The organism is Arthrobacter endolithicus, from assembly GCF_026627425.1.
Taxonomy (GTDB): Bacteria; Actinomycetota; Actinomycetes; order Actinomycetales; family Micrococcaceae; genus Arthrobacter_M.
The window spans coordinates 14,190-32,006 of the sequence record NZ_JAPNLH010000016.1; the positions used below are offsets into that span (position 1 = coordinate 14,190).

At 64.2% G+C, this 17,817-nt stretch carries 18 protein-coding genes; 4 read left to right on the forward strand and 14 right to left on the reverse strand.

The window, feature by feature from the left end; all coding sequences use genetic code 11:
* Positions 1-2 precede the first annotated feature (2 nt).
* The 4 genes from pcaG to OS914_RS13670 form a co-directional block, all read right to left on the reverse strand.
* Positions 3-587 (reverse strand): protocatechuate 3,4-dioxygenase subunit alpha, encoded by a 585-nt coding sequence (gene pcaG / locus OS914_RS13655; RefSeq protein WP_267546614.1) that lies wholly within the window; start codon positions 585-587, stop codon positions 3-5.
* The gene (pcaH, locus tag OS914_RS13660) at positions 580-1,422 is read right to left on the reverse strand and encodes a protocatechuate 3,4-dioxygenase subunit beta (protein WP_267546615.1); all 843 of its coding nucleotides are present in this window, start codon (positions 1,420-1,422) and stop codon (positions 580-582) included. The genes pcaG and pcaH overlap by 8 nt, the downstream gene beginning before the upstream one ends.
* Before the next feature lie 35 nt (positions 1,423-1,457).
* Positions 1,458-2,654 (reverse strand): 4-hydroxybenzoate 3-monooxygenase, encoded by a 1,197-nt coding sequence (locus OS914_RS13665; RefSeq protein WP_267546616.1) that lies wholly within the window; start codon positions 2,652-2,654, stop codon positions 1,458-1,460.
* A gap of 113 nt (positions 2,655-2,767) precedes the next feature.
* A complete protein-coding gene (locus OS914_RS13670) occupies positions 2,768-3,523 on the reverse strand; it encodes an IclR family transcriptional regulator (protein WP_267546617.1) in 756 nt (251 codons plus the stop codon).
* Between the two features lie 235 nt (positions 3,524-3,758).
* Between OS914_RS13670 and OS914_RS13675 the strand changes: the two genes are divergently transcribed.
* The gene (locus OS914_RS13675; RefSeq protein ID WP_267546618.1) at positions 3,759-5,204 is read left to right on the forward strand and encodes an MFS transporter; all 1,446 of its coding nucleotides are present in this window, start codon (positions 3,759-3,761) and stop codon (positions 5,202-5,204) included.
* A 154-nt stretch (positions 5,205-5,358) separates the two neighbouring features.
* Here OS914_RS13675 and OS914_RS13680 read toward each other — a convergent pair whose 3' ends face one another.
* The gene (locus tag OS914_RS13680; protein WP_476375314.1) at positions 5,359-6,432 is read right to left on the reverse strand and encodes a DNA polymerase IV; all 1,074 of its coding nucleotides are present in this window, start codon (positions 6,430-6,432) and stop codon (positions 5,359-5,361) included.
* 357 nt (positions 6,433-6,789) lie between these two features.
* Here OS914_RS13680 and OS914_RS13685 point away from each other — a divergent pair, with 357 nt between their 5' ends.
* Both OS914_RS13685 and OS914_RS13690 read left to right on the forward strand, forming a co-directional pair.
* Positions 6,790-8,223, forward strand: coding sequence for a flotillin family protein (locus OS914_RS13685; RefSeq protein WP_267546619.1), 1,434 nt, complete (start codon positions 6,790-6,792; stop codon positions 8,221-8,223).
* A gap of 9 nt (positions 8,224-8,232) precedes the next feature.
* Positions 8,233-8,481 (forward strand): hypothetical protein, encoded by a 249-nt coding sequence (locus OS914_RS13690; protein ID WP_267546620.1) that lies wholly within the window; start codon positions 8,233-8,235, stop codon positions 8,479-8,481.
* Between the two features lie 122 nt (positions 8,482-8,603).
* Here the strand turns inward: OS914_RS13690 and OS914_RS13695 are convergent, their stop codons facing one another.
* From OS914_RS13695 to OS914_RS13710, 4 genes are all read right to left on the reverse strand, one after another.
* The gene (locus tag OS914_RS13695) at positions 8,604-9,302 is read right to left on the reverse strand and encodes a response regulator (RefSeq protein ID WP_267546621.1); all 699 of its coding nucleotides are present in this window, start codon (positions 9,300-9,302) and stop codon (positions 8,604-8,606) included.
* Positions 9,290-10,543, reverse strand: a complete 1,254-nt coding sequence (locus tag OS914_RS13700; protein ID WP_267546622.1) for a sensor histidine kinase — start codon at positions 10,541-10,543, stop codon at positions 9,290-9,292. The genes OS914_RS13695 and OS914_RS13700 overlap by 13 nt, the downstream gene beginning before the upstream one ends.
* Before the next feature lie 115 nt (positions 10,544-10,658).
* Positions 10,659-11,045, reverse strand: a complete 387-nt coding sequence (locus OS914_RS13705; protein ID WP_267546623.1) for a hypothetical protein — start codon at positions 11,043-11,045, stop codon at positions 10,659-10,661.
* 158 nt (positions 11,046-11,203) lie between these two features.
* A complete protein-coding gene (locus OS914_RS13710; RefSeq protein ID WP_267546624.1) occupies positions 11,204-12,562 on the reverse strand; it encodes a DJ-1/PfpI family protein in 1,359 nt (452 codons plus the stop codon).
* 318 nt (positions 12,563-12,880) lie between these two features.
* On the opposite strand from OS914_RS13710, the gene OS914_RS13715 reads away from it, so the two are divergent.
* Positions 12,881-13,159 carry a hypothetical protein gene (locus OS914_RS13715; RefSeq protein ID WP_267546625.1) on the forward strand — a complete coding sequence of 93 codons (279 nt, stop codon included), beginning with the start codon at positions 12,881-12,883 and terminating at the stop codon, positions 13,157-13,159.
* A gap of 223 nt (positions 13,160-13,382) precedes the next feature.
* On the opposite strand, the gene hxlB is transcribed toward OS914_RS13715, so the two are convergent.
* The 5 genes from hxlB to OS914_RS13740 form a co-directional block, all read right to left on the reverse strand.
* Positions 13,383-13,967 (reverse strand): 6-phospho-3-hexuloisomerase, encoded by a 585-nt coding sequence (hxlB, locus tag OS914_RS13720; RefSeq protein WP_267546626.1) that lies wholly within the window; start codon positions 13,965-13,967, stop codon positions 13,383-13,385.
* Positions 13,964-14,608, reverse strand: a complete 645-nt coding sequence (locus OS914_RS13725; protein ID WP_267546627.1) for an orotidine 5'-phosphate decarboxylase / HUMPS family protein — start codon at positions 14,606-14,608, stop codon at positions 13,964-13,966. The genes hxlB and OS914_RS13725 overlap by 4 nt, the downstream gene beginning before the upstream one ends.
* Positions 14,609-14,694: 86 nt before the next feature.
* Positions 14,695-15,669, reverse strand: coding sequence for a sugar kinase (locus tag OS914_RS13730; protein ID WP_267546628.1), 975 nt, complete (start codon positions 15,667-15,669; stop codon positions 14,695-14,697).
* Positions 15,666-16,316, reverse strand: a complete 651-nt coding sequence (locus OS914_RS13735) for a fumarylacetoacetate hydrolase family protein (RefSeq protein WP_267546629.1) — start codon at positions 16,314-16,316, stop codon at positions 15,666-15,668. Before OS914_RS13735 ends, OS914_RS13730 begins: the two co-directional genes overlap by 4 nt.
* Positions 16,313-17,695 (reverse strand): MFS transporter, encoded by a 1,383-nt coding sequence (locus OS914_RS13740; protein WP_267546630.1) that lies wholly within the window; start codon positions 17,693-17,695, stop codon positions 16,313-16,315. The genes OS914_RS13735 and OS914_RS13740 overlap by 4 nt, the downstream gene beginning before the upstream one ends.
* Between the last annotated feature and the right edge of the window lie 122 nt (positions 17,696-17,817).

The following is a 17,817-nucleotide window of genomic DNA, read 5'->3' on the forward strand; positions in this document are numbered from 1 at the left end:
ATTCACCGCGCGTCCGGCGAAACGGTAGCGCCGCCGTCGAACTCCAGGAACACAGTTTCGTCCTCACCCTGCATGCGTACGTCCCAGCGGAGGCCGCCATCAAGGTCACGTTCGGCCAGCAGCGTGGCACGCCGGTTTGCTGGCAGAGACGAAAGCAGGGGGTCGTTGGTCAGGGCCTCGGCATCCTCGGGAAGATACACCCGGGTGAAAAGACGGTTCATCAGCCCGCGGGCAAAGACGACGACGGCGATAAAAGGCGCGGAACCCGGCGTGGTTGCCCCAGGGTTGACGGTGGTGAACGTGTATTTGCCGGTGTTGCCGGTGGACGTGCGGCCCCAGCCAGTAAACGTGTACCCGTCACGTACCAGGGACCCGGTCTCGGCGACGATCGAGCCGTCGGCGGCGGGCTGCCAGATCTCCAGAACAGCGTCCGGGACCGGCTCCCCGGCCCCGTCCGTGACGGTGCCGTGCAGGCGGATGCTGCCGGCGCTGCCCGGGGCAAGGAGCTCATTGTCCTTCCCAAACGGCAGCGCGTAACCGAAGAACGGGCCCACGGTCTGTCCGGGGGTGGGGATGTGCTTACTCATGGTCGTCTCCCTCCACGCCAAGGGCCTCGTTTTCGGTCCAGGTCCGCTTGGAACCGGTCAGGACAATGTCCCAGTTGTAGCCCAACGCCCATTCGGGTGACGTCAGCTCGTGGTTGTAGGTGGCCACGAGCCGGTCCCGGGCATGCTGGTCCACGATGGACTGATAGATGGGGTCAAGGGGGAACAGCTGGTCTCCGGGGAAGTACATCTGCGTGACGATGCGCTGGGTGAATTCACTGCCGAACAGGGAAAAGTGGATGTGCGCCGGCCGCCACGCATTCAAGTGGTTCTTCCAGGGGTAGGCTCCCGGTTTGATGGTGGTAAAGGAATACGAGCCGTCGGCACCGGTGATGCACCGGCCCACGCCGGTGAAGTTCGGGTCGATCGGGGCCGGGTGCTGGTCCCGTTTGTGGATGTAGCGGCCCGCAGCGTTGGCCTGCCAGATTTCCACCAGCTGCCCGGCCACCGGCCGGCCGTCACCGTCAAGGACCTTGCCGGCAACCACGATCCGCTCCCCCTGCGGTTCGCCAGCGTGGACAATTGTCAGGTCCGATTCCAAGGGGTTGACGTCCTGGTGGCCAAACGCCGGGGAGAACAGCTCAATGGTTTCGGGATCGGCGTGGTGCAGGCTCTTCGTTGGGTGCCGCAGGATGCTGCTGCGGTACGGCGGATAGTCCAGGCGCGGCTGCGTCAACACGGCACCGCCGGCGTTCACGGACTTCCCGTACCCGGCCGAGATCGCCTGGATCTCCGCGCTCATCTCCCGTTGCGTGTTCTGCCGGGCATCGGGTTTTTCCAGTACGTGGCTATTACTAAAATCTTCGGTCTCTCCCATGGAGGGTTCTCCTTCGTCGGTCCGAAACGTGATGGTCAACTGTGCGGCCAGCCAGTGTAGGCCTCGGCCAGGTACTGCTGCCCGTAGCGGGAGGAGGCCACCCCTGCCAGTTCGCCCAGGATGCGCTTGCGCTCGAAAGAGCTCTGGTCCTCGCGGGAGTGCAGCATGGTGGTCATCCAGTAGGAGAAATTCTGCGCCTTCCAGACCCGTTCCAGGGCCGTGTCGCTATAGCCGTCCAGGAGTTCAGGGGAACCTGTTGCATAAAACGACTCGAAGGCCTCGAAAAGCACTTTGACGTCGGCCAGGGCCAGGTTCAGTCCCTTGGCACCGGTGGGCGGGACCGTGTGGCCGGCATCGCCTGCCAGGAACAGGTTGCCGTAGCGCAGGGGTTCGCACACATAGGAGCGGAACGGCAGCACCGTTTTCTCGAAGATGGGGCCCCGTTCGAGGGTGAACCCGTCGGGCCCGTCAACCCGTTTTTGCAGCTCGCCCCAAATTTGTTCGTCGGTCCAGGCGCCGGCGTCCTCGTTGGGGTCGCACTGGAAGTACATGCGCTGGACGTGCGCGTTGCGCTGGCTGATCAAGGCAAAACCATGCTCAGAGTTTGCATAGATCAGTTCCGGTGCGCTCGGCGGAGCCTCGGTCAGGATTCCGAACCAGGCAAACGGGTAAGCGATGAAATGGTCACTGCGCAGCTCCGCTGGAATAGCTTTTTTGCAGATTCCCTGCGATCCGTCCGCACCAACGATTAAGTCGGCATGCACTTCAAACCGCTGCCCGTCGGCCTCGGTGAAGCGCATTTTCGGAATGTCTGTTTCCAGGTCAAGGACGGCGGTGTCCGTAACGGAAAACCGGACGTCGCCGCCGTCGCGCCGGCGGGCAGCGGCCAGATCCACGAAGACCTCATTTTGCGCGTAGAGCCAGACAGAGTTCCCCACGAGGTCCTGGAAGTCCAGGCGATGACTGACCCCGTTGAAGCGCAGGTCTATCCCGTCGTGGCGGTGACCCGCGGTCAGGACCCGCCCATCGACGCCGGACTCGGTCAGCATCTTCACCGACCCTGCTTCCAGGATCCCAGCCCGGTGGGTGTTCCGGATGGTTTCGTGGTCACGCTTCTCAATGACAATGTTCCCCACACCGGCGTTGGCGAGCAGGTGGGAGAGCATGAGCCCGGCCGGCCCGCCGCCAACGATGCCGACTTGGGTCTTGATGATCTGGCGGGCAGTGTCCATGCGGGTCTCCTTTTGTCAACGTGGTGCAGGTCTCCCTCAACTGTGACACCAGCAACACCGCCCCTCACTGCCCTTCTCAATGAATGAGAAATGTGTGCCGATGGGGCATTGGTTCACTCCGGCCGCTCGCCCAAGGCGCGGGCTATTCCCCTGGCCCCCGTCAAGAGCGCCGGCAAAACGGATTGGATACTTCCGTCCCGCTGGGCAACCACCACGCCCAAGGCTGCGACGGCCACTTTCCCACGCCCCAACACCGGCACTGCGATCCCGGTGGTATGCTCGTCCACCAGCCCGTCAAAAGCGGCATACCCCTGCTGCCTGACAGCGGCGAGGACCCGCCTAAAGCCGCCTGGGCCAAATTCTCCGGGCAGGCCGGCGTTCGGATGTCGGTGCAGGTAGGCGTCCTGGACATGCGATGGGGAAAAGGCCAGCAGCACCACCCCCGCGGACGTCTTATGCACCGGAAGGCGGCCTGCGACGCGGGCCTGGTTGATCACGGACTCCCTGCCAGAAAGCCGCTCGATGAAGAGCACCTCGTCGTTTTGAAGCACGCCCAACTGCGTATGCTGGCCCACCACGGCCTGGATGTCCTCCATGAACGGCATGGCTGCCTCCCGAAGGGTCAGCGCCGATGAGCTGCGGCTGGCCAGTTCCCACAAGCCGAGCCCCAATCGCAGGCCCCCGGAGGAATCCCTGCGCAGGAATTCGTGGCCAATGAGCTGGTCCACCAACCGGTAGGCGGTGGCCAGCGGCACATCGGCCCGCACGGCCAGGACCCCCACCGTCATGGACGGGACATCAGCGTCAAAGGCGCCCAATATCCGCACCAGCCGATCCAGCGACGAGTCCCCGGACTTCGAATTTGCCATGTAACACATGCTCCCACGGCTGACCGCATGGGCTACTTCCGTCCAGCCGAATAGTGCCGTGACGGTACCGGTTCCCGCGGACCCAGCGTGCACACGCTACGGCAGTACCAGCAGGTGTCCACATTCTTGCTTCCACCCAGCGGAAATCCTTGCCGATGCCCCGGGGCTGCGGTGTATCCTTTCGCTTAAAAGCTAGTGCGGTACCGTTCAGTTTCAGCACGGGAGCATAAGGACAGTGGCAACTCAAAGTGGGCAGGTTTCAGCGTCGGCGGGGCAACTGATCATTGCGAGGCTGGAGCGCCTCCAAGTGTGGTCGCTGTCCTGGGTATTCATCGGAATCATCGGTTTAGGTTTCCTGTTCACGTTCTATGACATTTTCGACATCAATGTCTCCTTCATCCAGACCTGTGTAGCGCTCAAGCCCGGCTGTACGCCCGTCAACGCGCTAGATGCGCTGCCGCTGCCGGTACTGCTGAACTTGGCGGGCTACGTGGTGGGCACCTTGGTCCTCAGCCCGGTGGCGGACAAGATCGGCCGCCGCAACATGCTGCTGATCACCATGCTGATCACAGGTCTGGGTTCGTTGTACAACGCGTTTTCCACGGACTACCTCACCTTTAACCTGGCGCGGATCATCACCGGGATCGGCATCGGAGCCGACCTCGCCATCGTCAACACGTACATCAGTGAGGTCGCCCCGCGCCGTGCCCGGGCAAAATTCACCACGATCATCTTCATCATGTCCGCGCTGGGTGCGCTGGCCGGCATCTGGCTGGGCCTGATCCTGACCACGCCGGCCACGCCATGGCCCGGCGGCCTGCCGTTCGCCGTGGCTTCGCCAGGTTTCGAGACCGGCTGGCGCTGGATGTACGGGGTGGGGGCGCTGCTGGCGGCCGTCGCCATCATCCTGCGATTCGAACTGCCCGAGTCTCCGCGCTGGCTGGTCGGACAGGGCAGGGACAAAGAGGCCGACAGCGTTGTGTCAGCCATGGAGGCGCGGGCGCTGCGGCACGGCCCGCTCACCGAACCGGTCCTTGAGGCCGCCGCGGCGCAGATCCTCCCGCCGTCGAAGGTGCCGTACCGCGACCTGTTTTCCAGCCCGCTGTACCGTCGGCGGATCCTGCTGCTGTTCATTATGTGGTTCATCGGTTACATCACCGTTTATTCCTACGCCTCAGGGTTCACCAGCGTGCTGACGTCCTTGCACTATTCGCCGCCCGAGGCCGGTGTGATCGCCGCTGTGGGGACTTTTGGGTTCGTTGCTGAGGCTGTGATCATGTCGTTCATTGTGGAAAAGCTGGAACGCCGCTATTGGCTGCCTATCGCCGCCGTCGTGACGCTGGTCGGGGCGTTCCTCGTGGCCCTTGCCGGCACCAACATCGCGCTCGCATTCGCCGGCTCCATCCTGATCTTCGCCGGTTTCAATTTGTGGGTTTCACCCACCTACGCGCTGACCGCCGAAAGTTTCCCCACGCGGGCGCGCACAACGGGGTTCGCCCTGGTGGACGGCGTGGGCCACATCGGCGGCGGCATCGGGGTTTTGGTCATCGCCCCGATTCTGCCTAACATGTCCATCCTGGGCGCGCTGTTGCTGATTTCCTCGTTCCTTATCGTGGCGGCTGTGCTGGTCCAGTTCACGTCGCACACCCGCAACCGGCCGCTGGATGAGGTTTCGCCGTAGCCTTCCATCGCACCAGCCGGCGAGGTCCACATTGTCGTCGCGGACCTCGCCGTCCAAGCGGATGTGAGCCGCGCCGCCGCGGAAGTGGCTACCCACTGCCAGGGTGTGTACCTGCTCGTCCTTGACGCCGGAGAGCATTACTGCAGTGGCGCCATCACCAACCGCCGCGCGTTGGCGTATGTCCCTTTCGGGCATCGTCCGGCATTGTCATTTCGGCCCGCAGGCCGAGGAGTCGGATCGGACGGCCCGCTTCGATTCCGGCTGCGAGGTCCAAGACCCGCGCCAGGATGTCCTCCCGGTCGAAGGTCTCGGGAATCTTGCTCGCGTGGGTCTTGGTGAAGAATGGCGCGTACCGAATCTTCAGGGTCAGCCCAACCACGGGCCGTCCTTCGGCCAGAACATCCTCAAAGACCCGCGTCGTGAGCTCCCTCACGGCGTCGTCCACCTGGGCAGGCTCGGTCAGGTCCCGCTGGAAGGTGGTCTCCCGGATATGCCCGCGGGCAACCCATGGGGTGTCGTCCACCACGCTGGCGCCGTCCCCGCGTCCGAGCTCCGCGTACCAAGGACCCATCTTGGGGCCGAACTCAGGGACCAGATCCTGAGGGTTGGCTGCGGCGAGCTCGGCGACTGTGCTGATGCCGAGTTTGGCCAATCGGCCCGACACCTTGGTTCCGACGCCCCACAGGTCCTTGGTGGGCCGGCTACCCATGACATCCTGCCAGTTCCCGGAGGTGAGACGGAAGACGCCGGCCGGCTTACCGAAACCGGTGGCGACCTTAGCTCGGACCAGGGTGTCTCCGATGCCCACACTGCACTGCAGCCGCGTTCGCTCCAGGACAGCGGCCTGTACCTGCCGGGCGTAGGCTTCCGGATTCTCTGTCTCGGTGCCTATAAAGGCTTCATCCCAACCCAGCACCTGCACGGTAGCGCCTGGCTGCGCGCGCAGGGTAGCCATCACAGTTTCCGACGCCGCGAGGTATGCGTCCTGATCGACGGGCAGGATCACAGCGTCGGGCACTCTGCGGGCCGCAATGCGTAAGGGCATTCCGGAACCCACACCGAACGCCCTGGCTTCGTAGGATGCGGTCGACACCACAGCTCGTTCCGTGGGGTCGCCCCGACCACCGACAATTATCGGCTTGCCCGCAAGCTCCGGCCGCCGGAGCACTTCGACCGCCGCGATGAACTGGTCGAGATCGACATGCAGCACCCACCGGATTCCGTTCACGCCACCAGTCTGCCTTAAACATCCCGGGCAGGCATCGGCTCTCCACCGAGTCTGGCCGCTGAGTCTGCCATCTTCGCGCCAGCGTTGACGTCTCTTCCAAACTGCGTTCCACCGGCGGCCGAGCCCGTCCAAAGGCCGCCCGACGACGAAGACCAGTTCCGTCGTCGGCTTCCAGTTCCGTTGCGGCAGGCAAATATCAGGCAGGCTATGGACTCTTGAGCGGGGCCCAATCAGACTGTCTACAACAGCTGTCCCGGCCTGACTGACTTACCGTATTTCGACCGGTCAGGAATCGACAACTGTATTTATTGGGGTTTTGCCGTGATGCCCGTTCCACACCCTTGAAAGGATCAGGTCATGCCGGACTTCTCAGCATTCTTCCCGCTTCTTGCCACCATCTTGGCGGTGCTTTTTGCCGTTGGTTTTATTTGGGGGGCAACAAAACTGATGTGGAAGGTGGCTGAGCCCAACGAGGCCCTCATCATCTCCGGGCTGACCCGTGGAACCATTGAATCCAGGGCCGGGATGGATTTCAAAATCGTTACCGGCAAGGGTGCACTGGTCCTTCCCGGCCTCCAGACGGTGCGGACCTTGTCGCTCACATTGAATGAAACAGAGCTCAAAGTTTCCTGTGTCACTTCGCAGGGCATCCAGGTAATCGTGGAGGGAGTGGTCATTTACAAGATCGGCGACGCCCCGCCCTTCATTGCCAATGCGGCACGGCGCTTTCTGGGCCAGCAACCCAAAATGGAAAGCCAGGTGTACAACGTCTTTGAGGGCCACCTGCGGTCCATCATCGGCAGCATGACCATGGAGGAGATCATCCGCGAGCGGGACAAGCTCGGCTCGCAGGTCCGCAGCGCCAGCGGCGTGGAGATGGAAAAACTCGGGCTCGTGGTGGATTCCCTGCAGATCAAAGACCTGCAGGACCCCACGGGGTACATCCAGAACATCGCGAAGCCGCACATCGCGCAGGTGAAGATGGAGGCCCGAATCGCCGAGACCACCCGCAACCGTGAAGCAGCCGAGAAGGAAGCCGAGGCCGCGGCGCTGATCGCAGACGCGCAGAGCCTTTCAGCCATCAGGCAGTCGGTGGCGCAGGCTAACGCCGAGCGCGCCAAGGCCAACGCAGCCCAGGCCGGCCCACTGGCCGAGGCCACGGCGCGGCAGCAGGTGGTGGTCCAGGAAACCGAAGTCGCCAAGCTCGAGGCGGACCGGGAAGAGCAGAAGCTCCAGACCACTGTCCGGAAACCCGCAGACGCCAGGGCCTACGCCAAGCGCACCGACGCGGAAGGCCAGAAAGCAGCTGACATCAGCGCAGCCGAGGCACTCGCACGCCGCACCGAGCTTGAAGCCCAAGCCAACGCCCGCCGGACGGAACTGCAGGCCCATGCGAATGCCACCGCAGCAGCTGCCGCTGCCGGAGCCACCAAGGTCACCGGCGAGGCCGAGGCCGCGGCCACCAAGGCCAAGGGTGATGCGGCGGCCTCCGCGATCAAGGCTAAAGCGCTGGCCGAGGCAGACGGCATCAAGGCGCGGGCCGAGGCCTTGGGGACCAACCAGGACGCGGTGATATCGCAGCAGCTCGCCGAAAACATGCCCGCCATCATCGCCGCAGCGGCCGAGCCGTTCTCACACGTGGGCCAGATGACCGTCCTGAACGGCGGCAACGGCGTTAACAAGATGCTCGGCGGAATCCTCGCCCAGGTGGGCGACTACCTTCCCGCCCTCGCGTCCGCCCTCAGGAACGGCCAAGAATCCAAGCGCCCGCCCAAGGCTCCCGGCGCTTAGGGACACCGTATGCACAAGGACGTTGACCGGAGCCTGACAGGCACGATCGGGCGGGTGACCGGGCGCATCGGACCGGGCACCATCGGCGAAGTTATGCTTCCCTACCGTGGCGGCACCATGGCCTTCCACGCTCACCCGTTCAACAAGACGAGCGGCTTCGCCGTGGATGAGGAGGTGCTGGTGATCTACCTCGAGCCGCCACAAACGGTTTACGTGGACGAACTTCCGGACGTGTTGAGGCACGGTGCTGACCTTTAACCGGGCGGTTGATTCGGACGCCACCGTTCCCTCCGCTGCACCCACGGCCAAAGGGTGCCTCGACTCGCGCGCGGCGTTCGGCCGATGGTCGGTTGGAGTCACAACGTCACGGACCACGACAATCAGCCCTGCCGGCGGTGGCCGATCAAGCCGTGTTCGTAAGCGAAGATGACGGCGTGCACGCGGTCCCGCAGCCCAAGTTTCATCAGGACGCGGCCCACATGGGTTTTAACCGTTGATTCGGACACGAACATCCGTTGGGCGATCTCCGTATTGGTCAGCCCTCCGGCGATGGCTGAGAGAACTTCCGACTCTCTGGGCGTCAGGGCTGCGACGGCGTCGTCAGCGGCCTCGGGGTGGCCGGAAGGAAGCCTTTGGCTGAAGAGGTCCAGCATCCGGCGACCGATCCTTGAGGAAATGGCGGCGTCTCCTTCGGCGACCGCTCTAATGGAGGCGAGCAGCTCAGCGGGTCCGACATCCTTGAGCAGAAAGCCGCTGGCACCGGCCCGGAGCGCCGCGAAGGCATACTCATCGAGATCGAAGGTCGTCAGGACAATGACGCGTGACCGCGGGCACTCTTCCGTGATTAGCGCGGTCGCGGCGATGCCGTCAATGCCCGGCATACGCACATCCATCAGCACCACGTCCGGTGCCACGGATCGACACATGTCGATGCCACTCTTGCCATCAGCGGCTTCGCCAACCACTTCGACCCCATCCTGGGCATCGAGCACCATGCGGAATCCCATGCGGACAAGGGTCTGGTCATCAACGAGCAGTACTCGGATCGGACCCGTGGCCGAGGGACCTACCGTGGCCATGAGGCTCCTTCCTGCGGCTGGAACCGGGCGGTCACGGACCATCCGCTGCTGGTGGTACGAGGCCCTGCGTTCAATGTGCCGCCATACAGTGCAACGCGCTCCCGCATTCCTGCCACACCCCGCCCGGCACTGCCGAAAGAAACGGTCTCTTGTTGCCCGTCGTCTGTCACCGAGACCATGATCTCCTCCGCGCTGAACCGCACACGGACCATGACCGCCGTTGCTGCTCTCGCGTACTTGAGCGCATTCGTGAGCCCTTCCTGGATGACCCGGTAAATCGCGAGCTGGATCCCGGGGTCTTCCGGAGAAACACCGGCAGCTTGCACGACCACGGGGAGGCCAGTAGAACGAAATAGCTCCACCAGCGCCGGGACGTCCGCCATTCCTGGCGCAGGTGCTACCGCACCGGTCAAACCTCCGGTGCCGTCTTCGTTCAGAACTCCGAGCATCCGGCGCATGTCCGCCACCGCAACGCGGCCGGTCTCGGCGACCTGGCGCATGGCATCGACAGCGCGGGCAGGATCAATCGCGGCGATCTCCGCCGAGCCATGGGCCAGGGAGATCATCACTGCCAGTCCGTGCGAGACAATGTCGTGCATCTCCCGGGCGATCGCGTTCCGTTCAGCGGCAGCTGCAATGCTGGCCAGGTGTTCCCGTTCACGCACCAGCCTGTCGGCACGGTCCACTAGGGTGGCCAGATAAACTCGGTGCGAGCGAACGTTCAGTCCGATCAGCGCCGCAATGACTAGTACGACAATCGCCTGGCCAGCTTGGCCAAGGTCGACTATCGATCCCGGTAGGAGGATCGCGGCGAGAAGGAGGATTCCGCCGGTCCCCAGCAGGCCAAGGACCGTACGCCGCGCTGAACTGTAGACGGCGACGGCGTAAAGTGCCATGGCTGTCGCCACCGCTGCGAAGCTGGCTGGAGCCGAGAACGTGACGACCATGATGCCGGCTGTGGCAGCCAGCGAGATCATCGGTGCTCGACGCCGGAATAACAGAGCAGTGCCGGAAACAACCACAGCGAGCAATTGGAGAACGAACACCGGCCCTCCGGTCCCGCGAAAAATAGCGGCTGCCGCCACCGCCGACCCTGTGTAAGAGGCGGCGGCCAGGACGTCTGTGATTCGCGGATTAGAGCGCCATCCGCTTCTCCGCAACGATTCACCCGACGAAACCGGTGCAGCCACGGCCACTTCCGAGAACGCTGTCCGGCCCTTAGCGTCCCCCTTCCAGTTCATGCTTCGGACTCTACCCGTCGAGGAGTGCATACACTCCCTTTTGTCTGCTGTTATGAGGGCGGCTGGTACCGCTGGGCTGAAGCACAGGGCTGGTCCTGCAGCCACTTGTTCAAGGTCAGTGGAGTGCAAGGACCAAGTAGAGGGCTGCGAGGGCTAGCGTGGTGGGAGTCATGACGAGGCGTTCGGGTTTGCTGCGGGAGATCCCATTCATGATGACGCCGAGCACGAAGTAGGCCGCCATTACCCATACGGTGATCGCAGTAAAGGATGCGCTGACCAGCGGCGGGAGAAGGCCGGCCTTGGCCAGCGCTGCATAGCCGAAGAGGGCATACACGGCGATGGATACCGCGCTCCCGATTCTGAGGTTGGCTGGGAGGACGCGGTGTTGTCCGCCCCACGCCCTTCTCCCGAGGGGAGCTCCGGCGATGAGCGCGCCCTGGAAGACGGCCAGGCCGGCCAGAAGCGCGCAGGCAAGTATTGCGGACAACTGTTCCAACGGCATTACAAAACCACTTTCTTGTCCGGTGCCCGGCCGTCATGGTTCCCAGAAGGTAGGGACCAATGGTGAGGGCTGCAGGGAGAAGCATCGCTGCCGACATTTCTCCGATGGCGCGCCCCCGGAATCGGCTGAGTACGGGAGCAATTCCATCATGTACGGGGTCATATCATCTGCCGCTGTGCCCGGCGGCGGACAAGGGTCCGTATGATCGCCGGCAGGGAGCCGACCAGAATCGCGATCCGCAGACCGAGCACGACCAGAATAGGAACGCGCACAGATGTCCGGCCAGCGGGAAGGTTCAGATGCGCCGTGGGGTAGTCGATCATCTTAGCTGCCGATAAAGCGGTGGCGCGGTCGGTATGCTGCGCCAGATACTCTATGGCGCCGTCGAATCCGGGCTCCCCGCCGGCTATGGTTTCGACAGGCGTGTTGCGGGACGCGGCCCAAGCACTCACTTGCGGATCAATGTCCTGGACCCTGGCGGCGCCCGGGACGATGACCCTGTCCATTGGAGGTGCCTGGCGTTCCGGGACCGTCAGGAGTATCAGCCCGTGTTTAGTGGTGACTGTGTTCGTTGCGGCAACCGCCACCGTCCGGGCCGCGAAGGACACGTTATAGACCTCAAATGCGCTGGCGACGTCGATTTCTCCCACTCCGTTAAAGAGCCCGACGCCGATGGTTGGCCGAAGCCACGGGGCGAGGGCATTGAGCGCGATGGGAATGTCAGAGGTAGCGAAGGACTCGGCGGGTATCGACAGCGATGCCGCGACCGACCAGCCCGGGTAGTTCATCAACCGGCCGACCCGTTCGGCTTCGGCGGCCCCTGCCAGGTCTTCCATAACTTTCAGGGCGCCCGGGATGCCGGACGTTACTCCGGCTGTGGTGATGACCCTGCCGTCCTGGACGAATCGCAGACCGCCCGTCCATTGGACCTCGGGATGGCTCTGCTTCAGCGCGCCCAAGCGGGACCAGTGGCTTGTCGCCTTGTGTCCGTCGAGGAGACCGGCCCCGGCCAAGACCATTGACCCGCTACAGACGCCCAGGATCCGGGCACCTCGACTGGATTGTTCCACGATCCAGTCCCGCATTGGCGCTTCCTCCGTACCCTCCGGGGCGCCGACGGCCGGGACGACGACAACGTCCGGCTGCCGGGCCATGCCGGATCGGACGTCCTCGAACGTGTATGTGGGCACTATCGCGGGACCTCCGTCAACGGCGGCGGGAACGGCCTGTGCTGCGACGGTGTAGACGGAGAAATCCGGAGAGCTGGCAAACACTTCGTAGGGCGCCAACACGTCACTCCCCACGGTGCCTGACGAACCCAGAACAACGGCGACAACTATAGGGCCGGAGGAGGAAGGCCGATTTGTGGGCAGCTCCTTCAGCTTTTCAGCGGAGGGGCGGACGTGACTTTCCGCATCCGCCATCCAAGGGCCGGCGAAAGCCAGCGCCGCAACGGTGAGGAGGGACAATACAACCGCGAGAGCGGCGTGGACAAAACGTCTGGAGCGGGCAGCCATGAGTAGGTCTCGATTCCTTATGGAGTAGCGGGGCCATCACCTTTTAGGGCCCTGCGTTGCTCTTTCACGCTACGGATTGCCGCCTGCCCATACATCAGCCATCGGGACATACCGGAGCAGGTACAACCGGTACCCTGGTACGACGCAGTCGCCCACTGGCCGGCACCTGTATGCCAGCGGCAGACACAGTCGTGCCGAGGCGTTTCCGCTTCCCGTCCGCTCTGCCTATGGTCGAATTGCTACTCGCAACGGCGGGCTGCGCTCCGGGCCGGCCGCCAGGACGGCTGCAGTTGGACCGGCGGCCCATCATGTACCGACGTGATAATCGGTTTGGTGCTGGTGGCCACAGCGGTCATGGCAATGTCGGTGGGCCCGAGCATTTTCTCGAGCCTATGGGGCTGGAAATGGCGTAGGACAGCCATTATCGTCGGGACCGGCATCGTTCTGTTTCACAGTGTTTGGAGCATCCTCGAGGTGGTTCTCGTGGAACTTCGCGTCGCCACCCTCGCCGCGGTGCTCACCCTCAAACTACTCAACACCGGTGCATCCGCCCTCTCCACCCGGTTCGGACCGTCTGAGCCCGCGACGGGAAGCTGACGCCACGGAGTCACCGCGATCGAAATCCTCGCCGCCGCTCAGACAGCCAGCCGAAGGCGCTGACTTAGACCGTCAAGAACTGGAAAGCGGGCACGCGAGCAGGCGGTACCAAGTTGCCGATAGTCAGTCTTGCAACCATCCCGATATGACGCGCCCGGTGGGGCGTTTCCACGCCCCTTCTGCTTCAGCGCATGGATGATGCCGCAGGCTATCCCGATCGGTCTTACTCAGTGTTCGCGTGGGCGGCAGCCGCCGCCGCGTTATCGACCTGCAGTCGCGTTGCCAAGAGCAGGCAGACGACGTCGAGAGCCACGTGCGTGGCCTGGTCAAAGAGGCTGGAGAGCGGTTGAACCGTCATGGCCTCGCCCGGGCGGCGGTATTTCGTGGCTGCGGGCAGCACCAGCACCGTCGCGGCCTGGGCGGCGAGCGGCGAGTCAGGGTCAGTTGTGACGGCGTGCACCATCGCGCCGACCGTGGCAGCCTGCTGCGCCACCCTGACCGTGCCCGCCGTCGTGCCCGATCCCGAGATCGCCACGAGCACGTCGCCGCGTTGTACTGACGGTGTAGTGCTTTCCCCGATGACGTGCACGGACAGGCCGAGGTGCATTAGGCGCATCGCAAATGCCTTTGCCATCAGGCCACTGCGGCCCTCGCCGGCGGCGAAAATTCGCGGGGCGCCGGCCAACACGTCAGCCAGGCGCTGGATATCCTCCCGCTTGACGCCCTGCACCACGGTGGTGATCTCGGACAGGACGACGTCCAACAAGTCCGATTGCGGCTGCTCGGGGGCCGCATTGGTTTCAGTCATCGCGGTGCCACCTCCCGCTCGGCGGCGTCAGCGGCGGCGCGGACCGTCCGTGCGGCGGCGGCAGGATCCTCGGCGCCGGTAATTGCGGAACCAACGATAGCGCGGAGGTTCTGGACTCCGCCAAGCGCAGCCAGTTGGTGCGGTCCGAGGCCCCCGGCAACGGCCACCGGGCGTCCGGAAGCCCACGGTCCCAGAAGGTGGACCGGCTTTGCTCTGGATTGCTGCGCGTCCTTGCCGATGTGCGCGGCCAGTACAACATGGGAGGCCAACCGGGCCGCGAGCCCGGAGCGCCTCGTTTCCGGCACAACCATCAGGTCGACGACGGCTTCCAAACCCCGTTCAGCGGCCACCCGGACTGCTGTGTCGACGGTAACGTCCTCCGCAAGGGCCAGTACCGTTGCCGATGATGCACCGGCGTCGTAGGCCAGGCCGAATTCGAACGCAGCGTCATCCACGGTCTTCAGGTCGGCCAAGACCGGCTTACCACCGGCTGCCTGGACAAGCTGGGCCACCGCGTCCATACCGTAGTGCTTGACGAGTGAGGTGCCCACCTCTATCCAGTCGGCGTAGGGGGCGACGGCTCGGGTGATGTCGATTGCCCGCTGTAGTGGCATCCGATCGAGTGCGATCTGCAGCTGCACTGCTTACTTCCGTTCTGTTGGGTGAAGCTTTCATGGTTCGATTGAAGTGCTGGTCCTCAGCCGAGTCCGCTCAAGGCAGGCTCCCCTCAACTCAGGGCGGCCGTCAAGTGCTGTTCCGCCAGGAACGCCGCAAGCGCTGGCCGGTCAGGAAGGCCATCCTTGTCGCCGCTGCTGGTGGTGGCAAGCGCGCCGATCGCCGCCGCCCTCTCGAGCGCGGCCTCGACCGACAGCCCGTCCAAGTGCGCGCTGATCAGGCCTGCGGCGAACCCGTCCCCCGCGCCGACGGTGTCGACCACCTCCACGGGGAAGATCCGGCGGCCCCATCGGCCGGCAGCCGTGTGCAGCGAAGCGCCCTGTACGGCGGCCTTCACGACGACGCGCTGCGCCCCGCGGTCCAAGTAGAAGCGGGCCACCTGGTCCGCGTCTGCACCGGTCAGACCAGACAACAGCCGTCCCTCGGCCAGACCGGGCAGAACCCAATCCGCGGTGGCGGCAACATCGTTTGTCACTTGGATCATTTCTTCCGGCGACGCCCAGAGGCCTGGCCGGAGATTGGGGTCAAAAGAGACCGTCATTCCTGATTCCCGGGCTATTGTGATGGCCCGGAAGGTGAAGGCACGCGTGCTAGGTGATAGCGCGAGCGGGATTCCGGTCACGTGGAGATGGCGTCCCGAGGAGATATAGGCATCCGTGGCGGGCGACGGCGACAGGCGGCTGCCGGCCGAGTCCCTCCGGAAGTAAGCGACCTCAGGGTCTCCGCCGTCCGCACGGCTCTTGAGCTGGAATCCCGTGGCGGCCTCTGGGTCGAAGGAAACCGCAGCGGTGTCGACACCATTGTTGGCCAGTTCCGCGAGCGCAAAGCGGCCAAAATGGTCCTGCCCCACGCGGCCTACCCAGCCGACGTGATGGCCCAGCCTGGCGAGACCGATGGCGACGTTCGTTTCCGCTCCGGCCAAGGCACGGCTGAAATTCACTGCACTCTCCAGTGGCCCCGACTCGGTAGCGACGAACATCGCCATCACCTCCCCGAAGGTGACGACGTCCAACACCGGGCCGTTCACGACGCTGCTCCGGCGTCCGCAAGGACGGGTTCCGCAGCCACGGTACTCTCCAAACGGCCGAGAAACGGCGAGCTGACCAAGACCCGGTCCCCGGGCCGAATCCTGCCGACCGCACCCGGTGCCCCGGTGAGCACGACGTCCCCGGGGCCCAACGTCATGAAGGAGGGGATGTACACCAGCACCTCCACGACGCTGCGCGCGAGTTCCGCGGTGCTTCCGGATTCGGCCGGCACCGCGTTAATACTCAACGTCAGCCGCATATCCGAGAGATCAAGCGCGGTTTCGAGCCAGGGTCCCAGCGGGGTCCAGCCGTCGAAGCCTTTGGCTGTTGTCCAGAGCGGATCGCCCGCCTGAAGGCCGCGGGCAGTGACATCGTTCGAGAGCGTGAAACCGAGCACGTGCCGGAGGGCGTCTAGCGGCGTCAGGTGCCGCGCCGGCAGTTTCCGATCTGCGGTCCCGGTGTTGCGCGACATGCCCACCACGTTCATCGGTGTGGCCGGCGCCAGCAGCCGCGCGCCCTTCAGCGGCACCCTCTCACCGGTGGCCACCGCCACGCCCGGCCACGGGTCCCGGATCAGTCCCAGAATGGAACCGTCGACGACGGCCCACCGGGGGCCGCCGTCGTGCTCTACACGGACGAGCCTCATGCACGTCCTCTTCGGCTCTCGCTGGAGAGTGGCAACTGCGCCCCGGGGAGGGTTCGTGAGGCTGCGGCGGGACGCACCCACAGCATGATTGCGGCCGCCGCGGCAAGGGACGCGGCCATCAGTAGGAAAGATGCTGAGGAAGATCCGGTGAGGGAATCGAGCCAGCCGACCAGGTAACTGCCGATGAACCCGCCGATGGCACCGAAGGAGTTCACCACGGCAATGGCCGGCGCGGCGATAGCCTTCGGCAGGAACTCGGAGATGTTTGCAAAGTACGGCCCGTAGGGGGCGTACATTGCGGCGCCGGCGACAATCAGCAGCGGGAAGGAGAGCCAAAAGCGGTCCGGTCCCAGAAGATATGAGCCGTAGAAGGCAACAGCCCCCAGAGCCAGCCACGGCCAAACGTACCGGTTACGGTTCCCCGAGCGGTCAGAGGCGCGACTGTTAAACACCATGACGAGGATGGCCAGCGCATACGGGGCGCCGGAGAGCAGGCCTGTCAGTCCGATGCCCTGGCCCGATCCGGCCTTGACGATGGTCGGGAGCCAGAAGACGAACCCGTAGACACCCAGGCTCCAAAGGAGGTACTGGATGGAGAGCAGGACGACGTTGCGGGAGCGAAGTGCGGCGGCCAAGCCGCCCTCGACAGGGGCGATCGACTTTTGTTCGGCTTCCAGGGCATTGATGACCTGGTCGCGCTCCGTGGTGTTGAGCCACTTCGCGTCATCCGGGCGGTCGGCCACCAGCTTGCGGAAGACGAAGGCCCAGATGATTGCCGGGATGCCCTCGAGGATGAACATCCAGCGCCACGAGGTCGCCTCGATCAGGAATCCCGACACCACCGTCAGCCAGAGGACTGTCACGGGATTGCCGAGGATCAGGAAGGTGTTCGCCCGGCCCCGCTCGGCTTTGGTGAACCAGTGAGCCAGAAAGATGACCATGGCCGGGAGCACGGCGGCTTCGACGGCGCCGATGAGGAACCGGTCGACGATCAGAAGGGTCACATTTTGGATCACACCCTGGGCTGCCGCGAGGACGCCCCAGAGAATCAGGCTCCAGAAGATCAGCGTGCGAACGCTGCGCTTTTCCGCGTACTGCGCTCCTGGAACCTGGAAGAGGAAGTAGCCGATGAAGAATGACGCGCCAATCAACGCGGAAACACCGCCGGTGATCCCGAGATCGTGCTTCATCCCTCCGGCGACGGCGATCGAATAGTTCGATCGGTCCAGGTACGCAAGGCTGTACGTGACGAAGGCTATCGGCAGCAGCCGGGCCCAACGCTGGTGGCCCAGAACGTCTCCCACGGTGGTACCCGGGTTGGGCGAGCGGCCAGCTTTGCTAGATCCCTGGGACTGATGCGCCCCTGATTGCGTGTCCATATTGGCTCCCTTGCCGTGGTTGGAGGATTAGCACCACTCCCATCTGATGGGAGTGACTCTCATCAGATAGAAATAGCATGACTTCCTCTGCAGGCGCTTGTCAAGGAAATATTCCATCCTCC

Excerpts from the sequence above, each read along its gene's own strand:
- pcaG (WP_267546614.1), bottom strand. The coding sequence starts at position 587 with ATGAGTAAGCACATCCCCACCCCCGGACAGACCGTGGGCCCGTTCTTC.
- pcaH (WP_267546615.1), bottom strand. The coding sequence starts at position 1,422 with ATGGGAGAGACCGAAGATTTTAGTAATAGCCACGTACTGGAAAAACCC.
- OS914_RS13665 (WP_267546616.1), bottom strand. The coding sequence starts at position 2,654 with ATGGACACTGCCCGCCAGATCATCAAGACCCAAGTCGGCATCGTTGGC.
- OS914_RS13670 (WP_267546617.1), bottom strand. The coding sequence starts at position 3,523 with ATGGCAAATTCGAAGTCCGGGGACTCGTCGCTGGATCGGCTGGTGCGG.
- OS914_RS13685 (WP_267546619.1), top strand. The coding sequence starts at position 6,790 with ATGCCGGACTTCTCAGCATTCTTCCCGCTTCTTGCCACCATCTTGGCG.
- OS914_RS13690 (WP_267546620.1), top strand. The coding sequence starts at position 8,233 with ATGCACAAGGACGTTGACCGGAGCCTGACAGGCACGATCGGGCGGGTG.
- OS914_RS13695 (WP_267546621.1), bottom strand. The coding sequence starts at position 9,302 with ATGGCCACGGTAGGTCCCTCGGCCACGGGTCCGATCCGAGTACTGCTC.
- OS914_RS13700 (WP_267546622.1), bottom strand. The coding sequence starts at position 10,543 with ATGAACTGGAAGGGGGACGCTAAGGGCCGGACAGCGTTCTCGGAAGTG.
- OS914_RS13705 (WP_267546623.1), bottom strand. The coding sequence starts at position 11,045 with ATGCCGTTGGAACAGTTGTCCGCAATACTTGCCTGCGCGCTTCTGGCC.
- OS914_RS13710 (WP_267546624.1), bottom strand. The coding sequence starts at position 12,562 with ATGGCTGCCCGCTCCAGACGTTTTGTCCACGCCGCTCTCGCGGTTGTA.
- hxlB (WP_267546626.1), bottom strand. The coding sequence starts at position 13,967 with ATGACTGAAACCAATGCGGCCCCCGAGCAGCCGCAATCGGACTTGTTG.
- OS914_RS13735 (WP_267546629.1), bottom strand. The coding sequence starts at position 16,316 with ATGAGGCTCGTCCGTGTAGAGCACGACGGCGGCCCCCGGTGGGCCGTC.
- OS914_RS13740 (WP_267546630.1), bottom strand. The coding sequence starts at position 17,695 with ATGGACACGCAATCAGGGGCGCATCAGTCCCAGGGATCTAGCAAAGCT.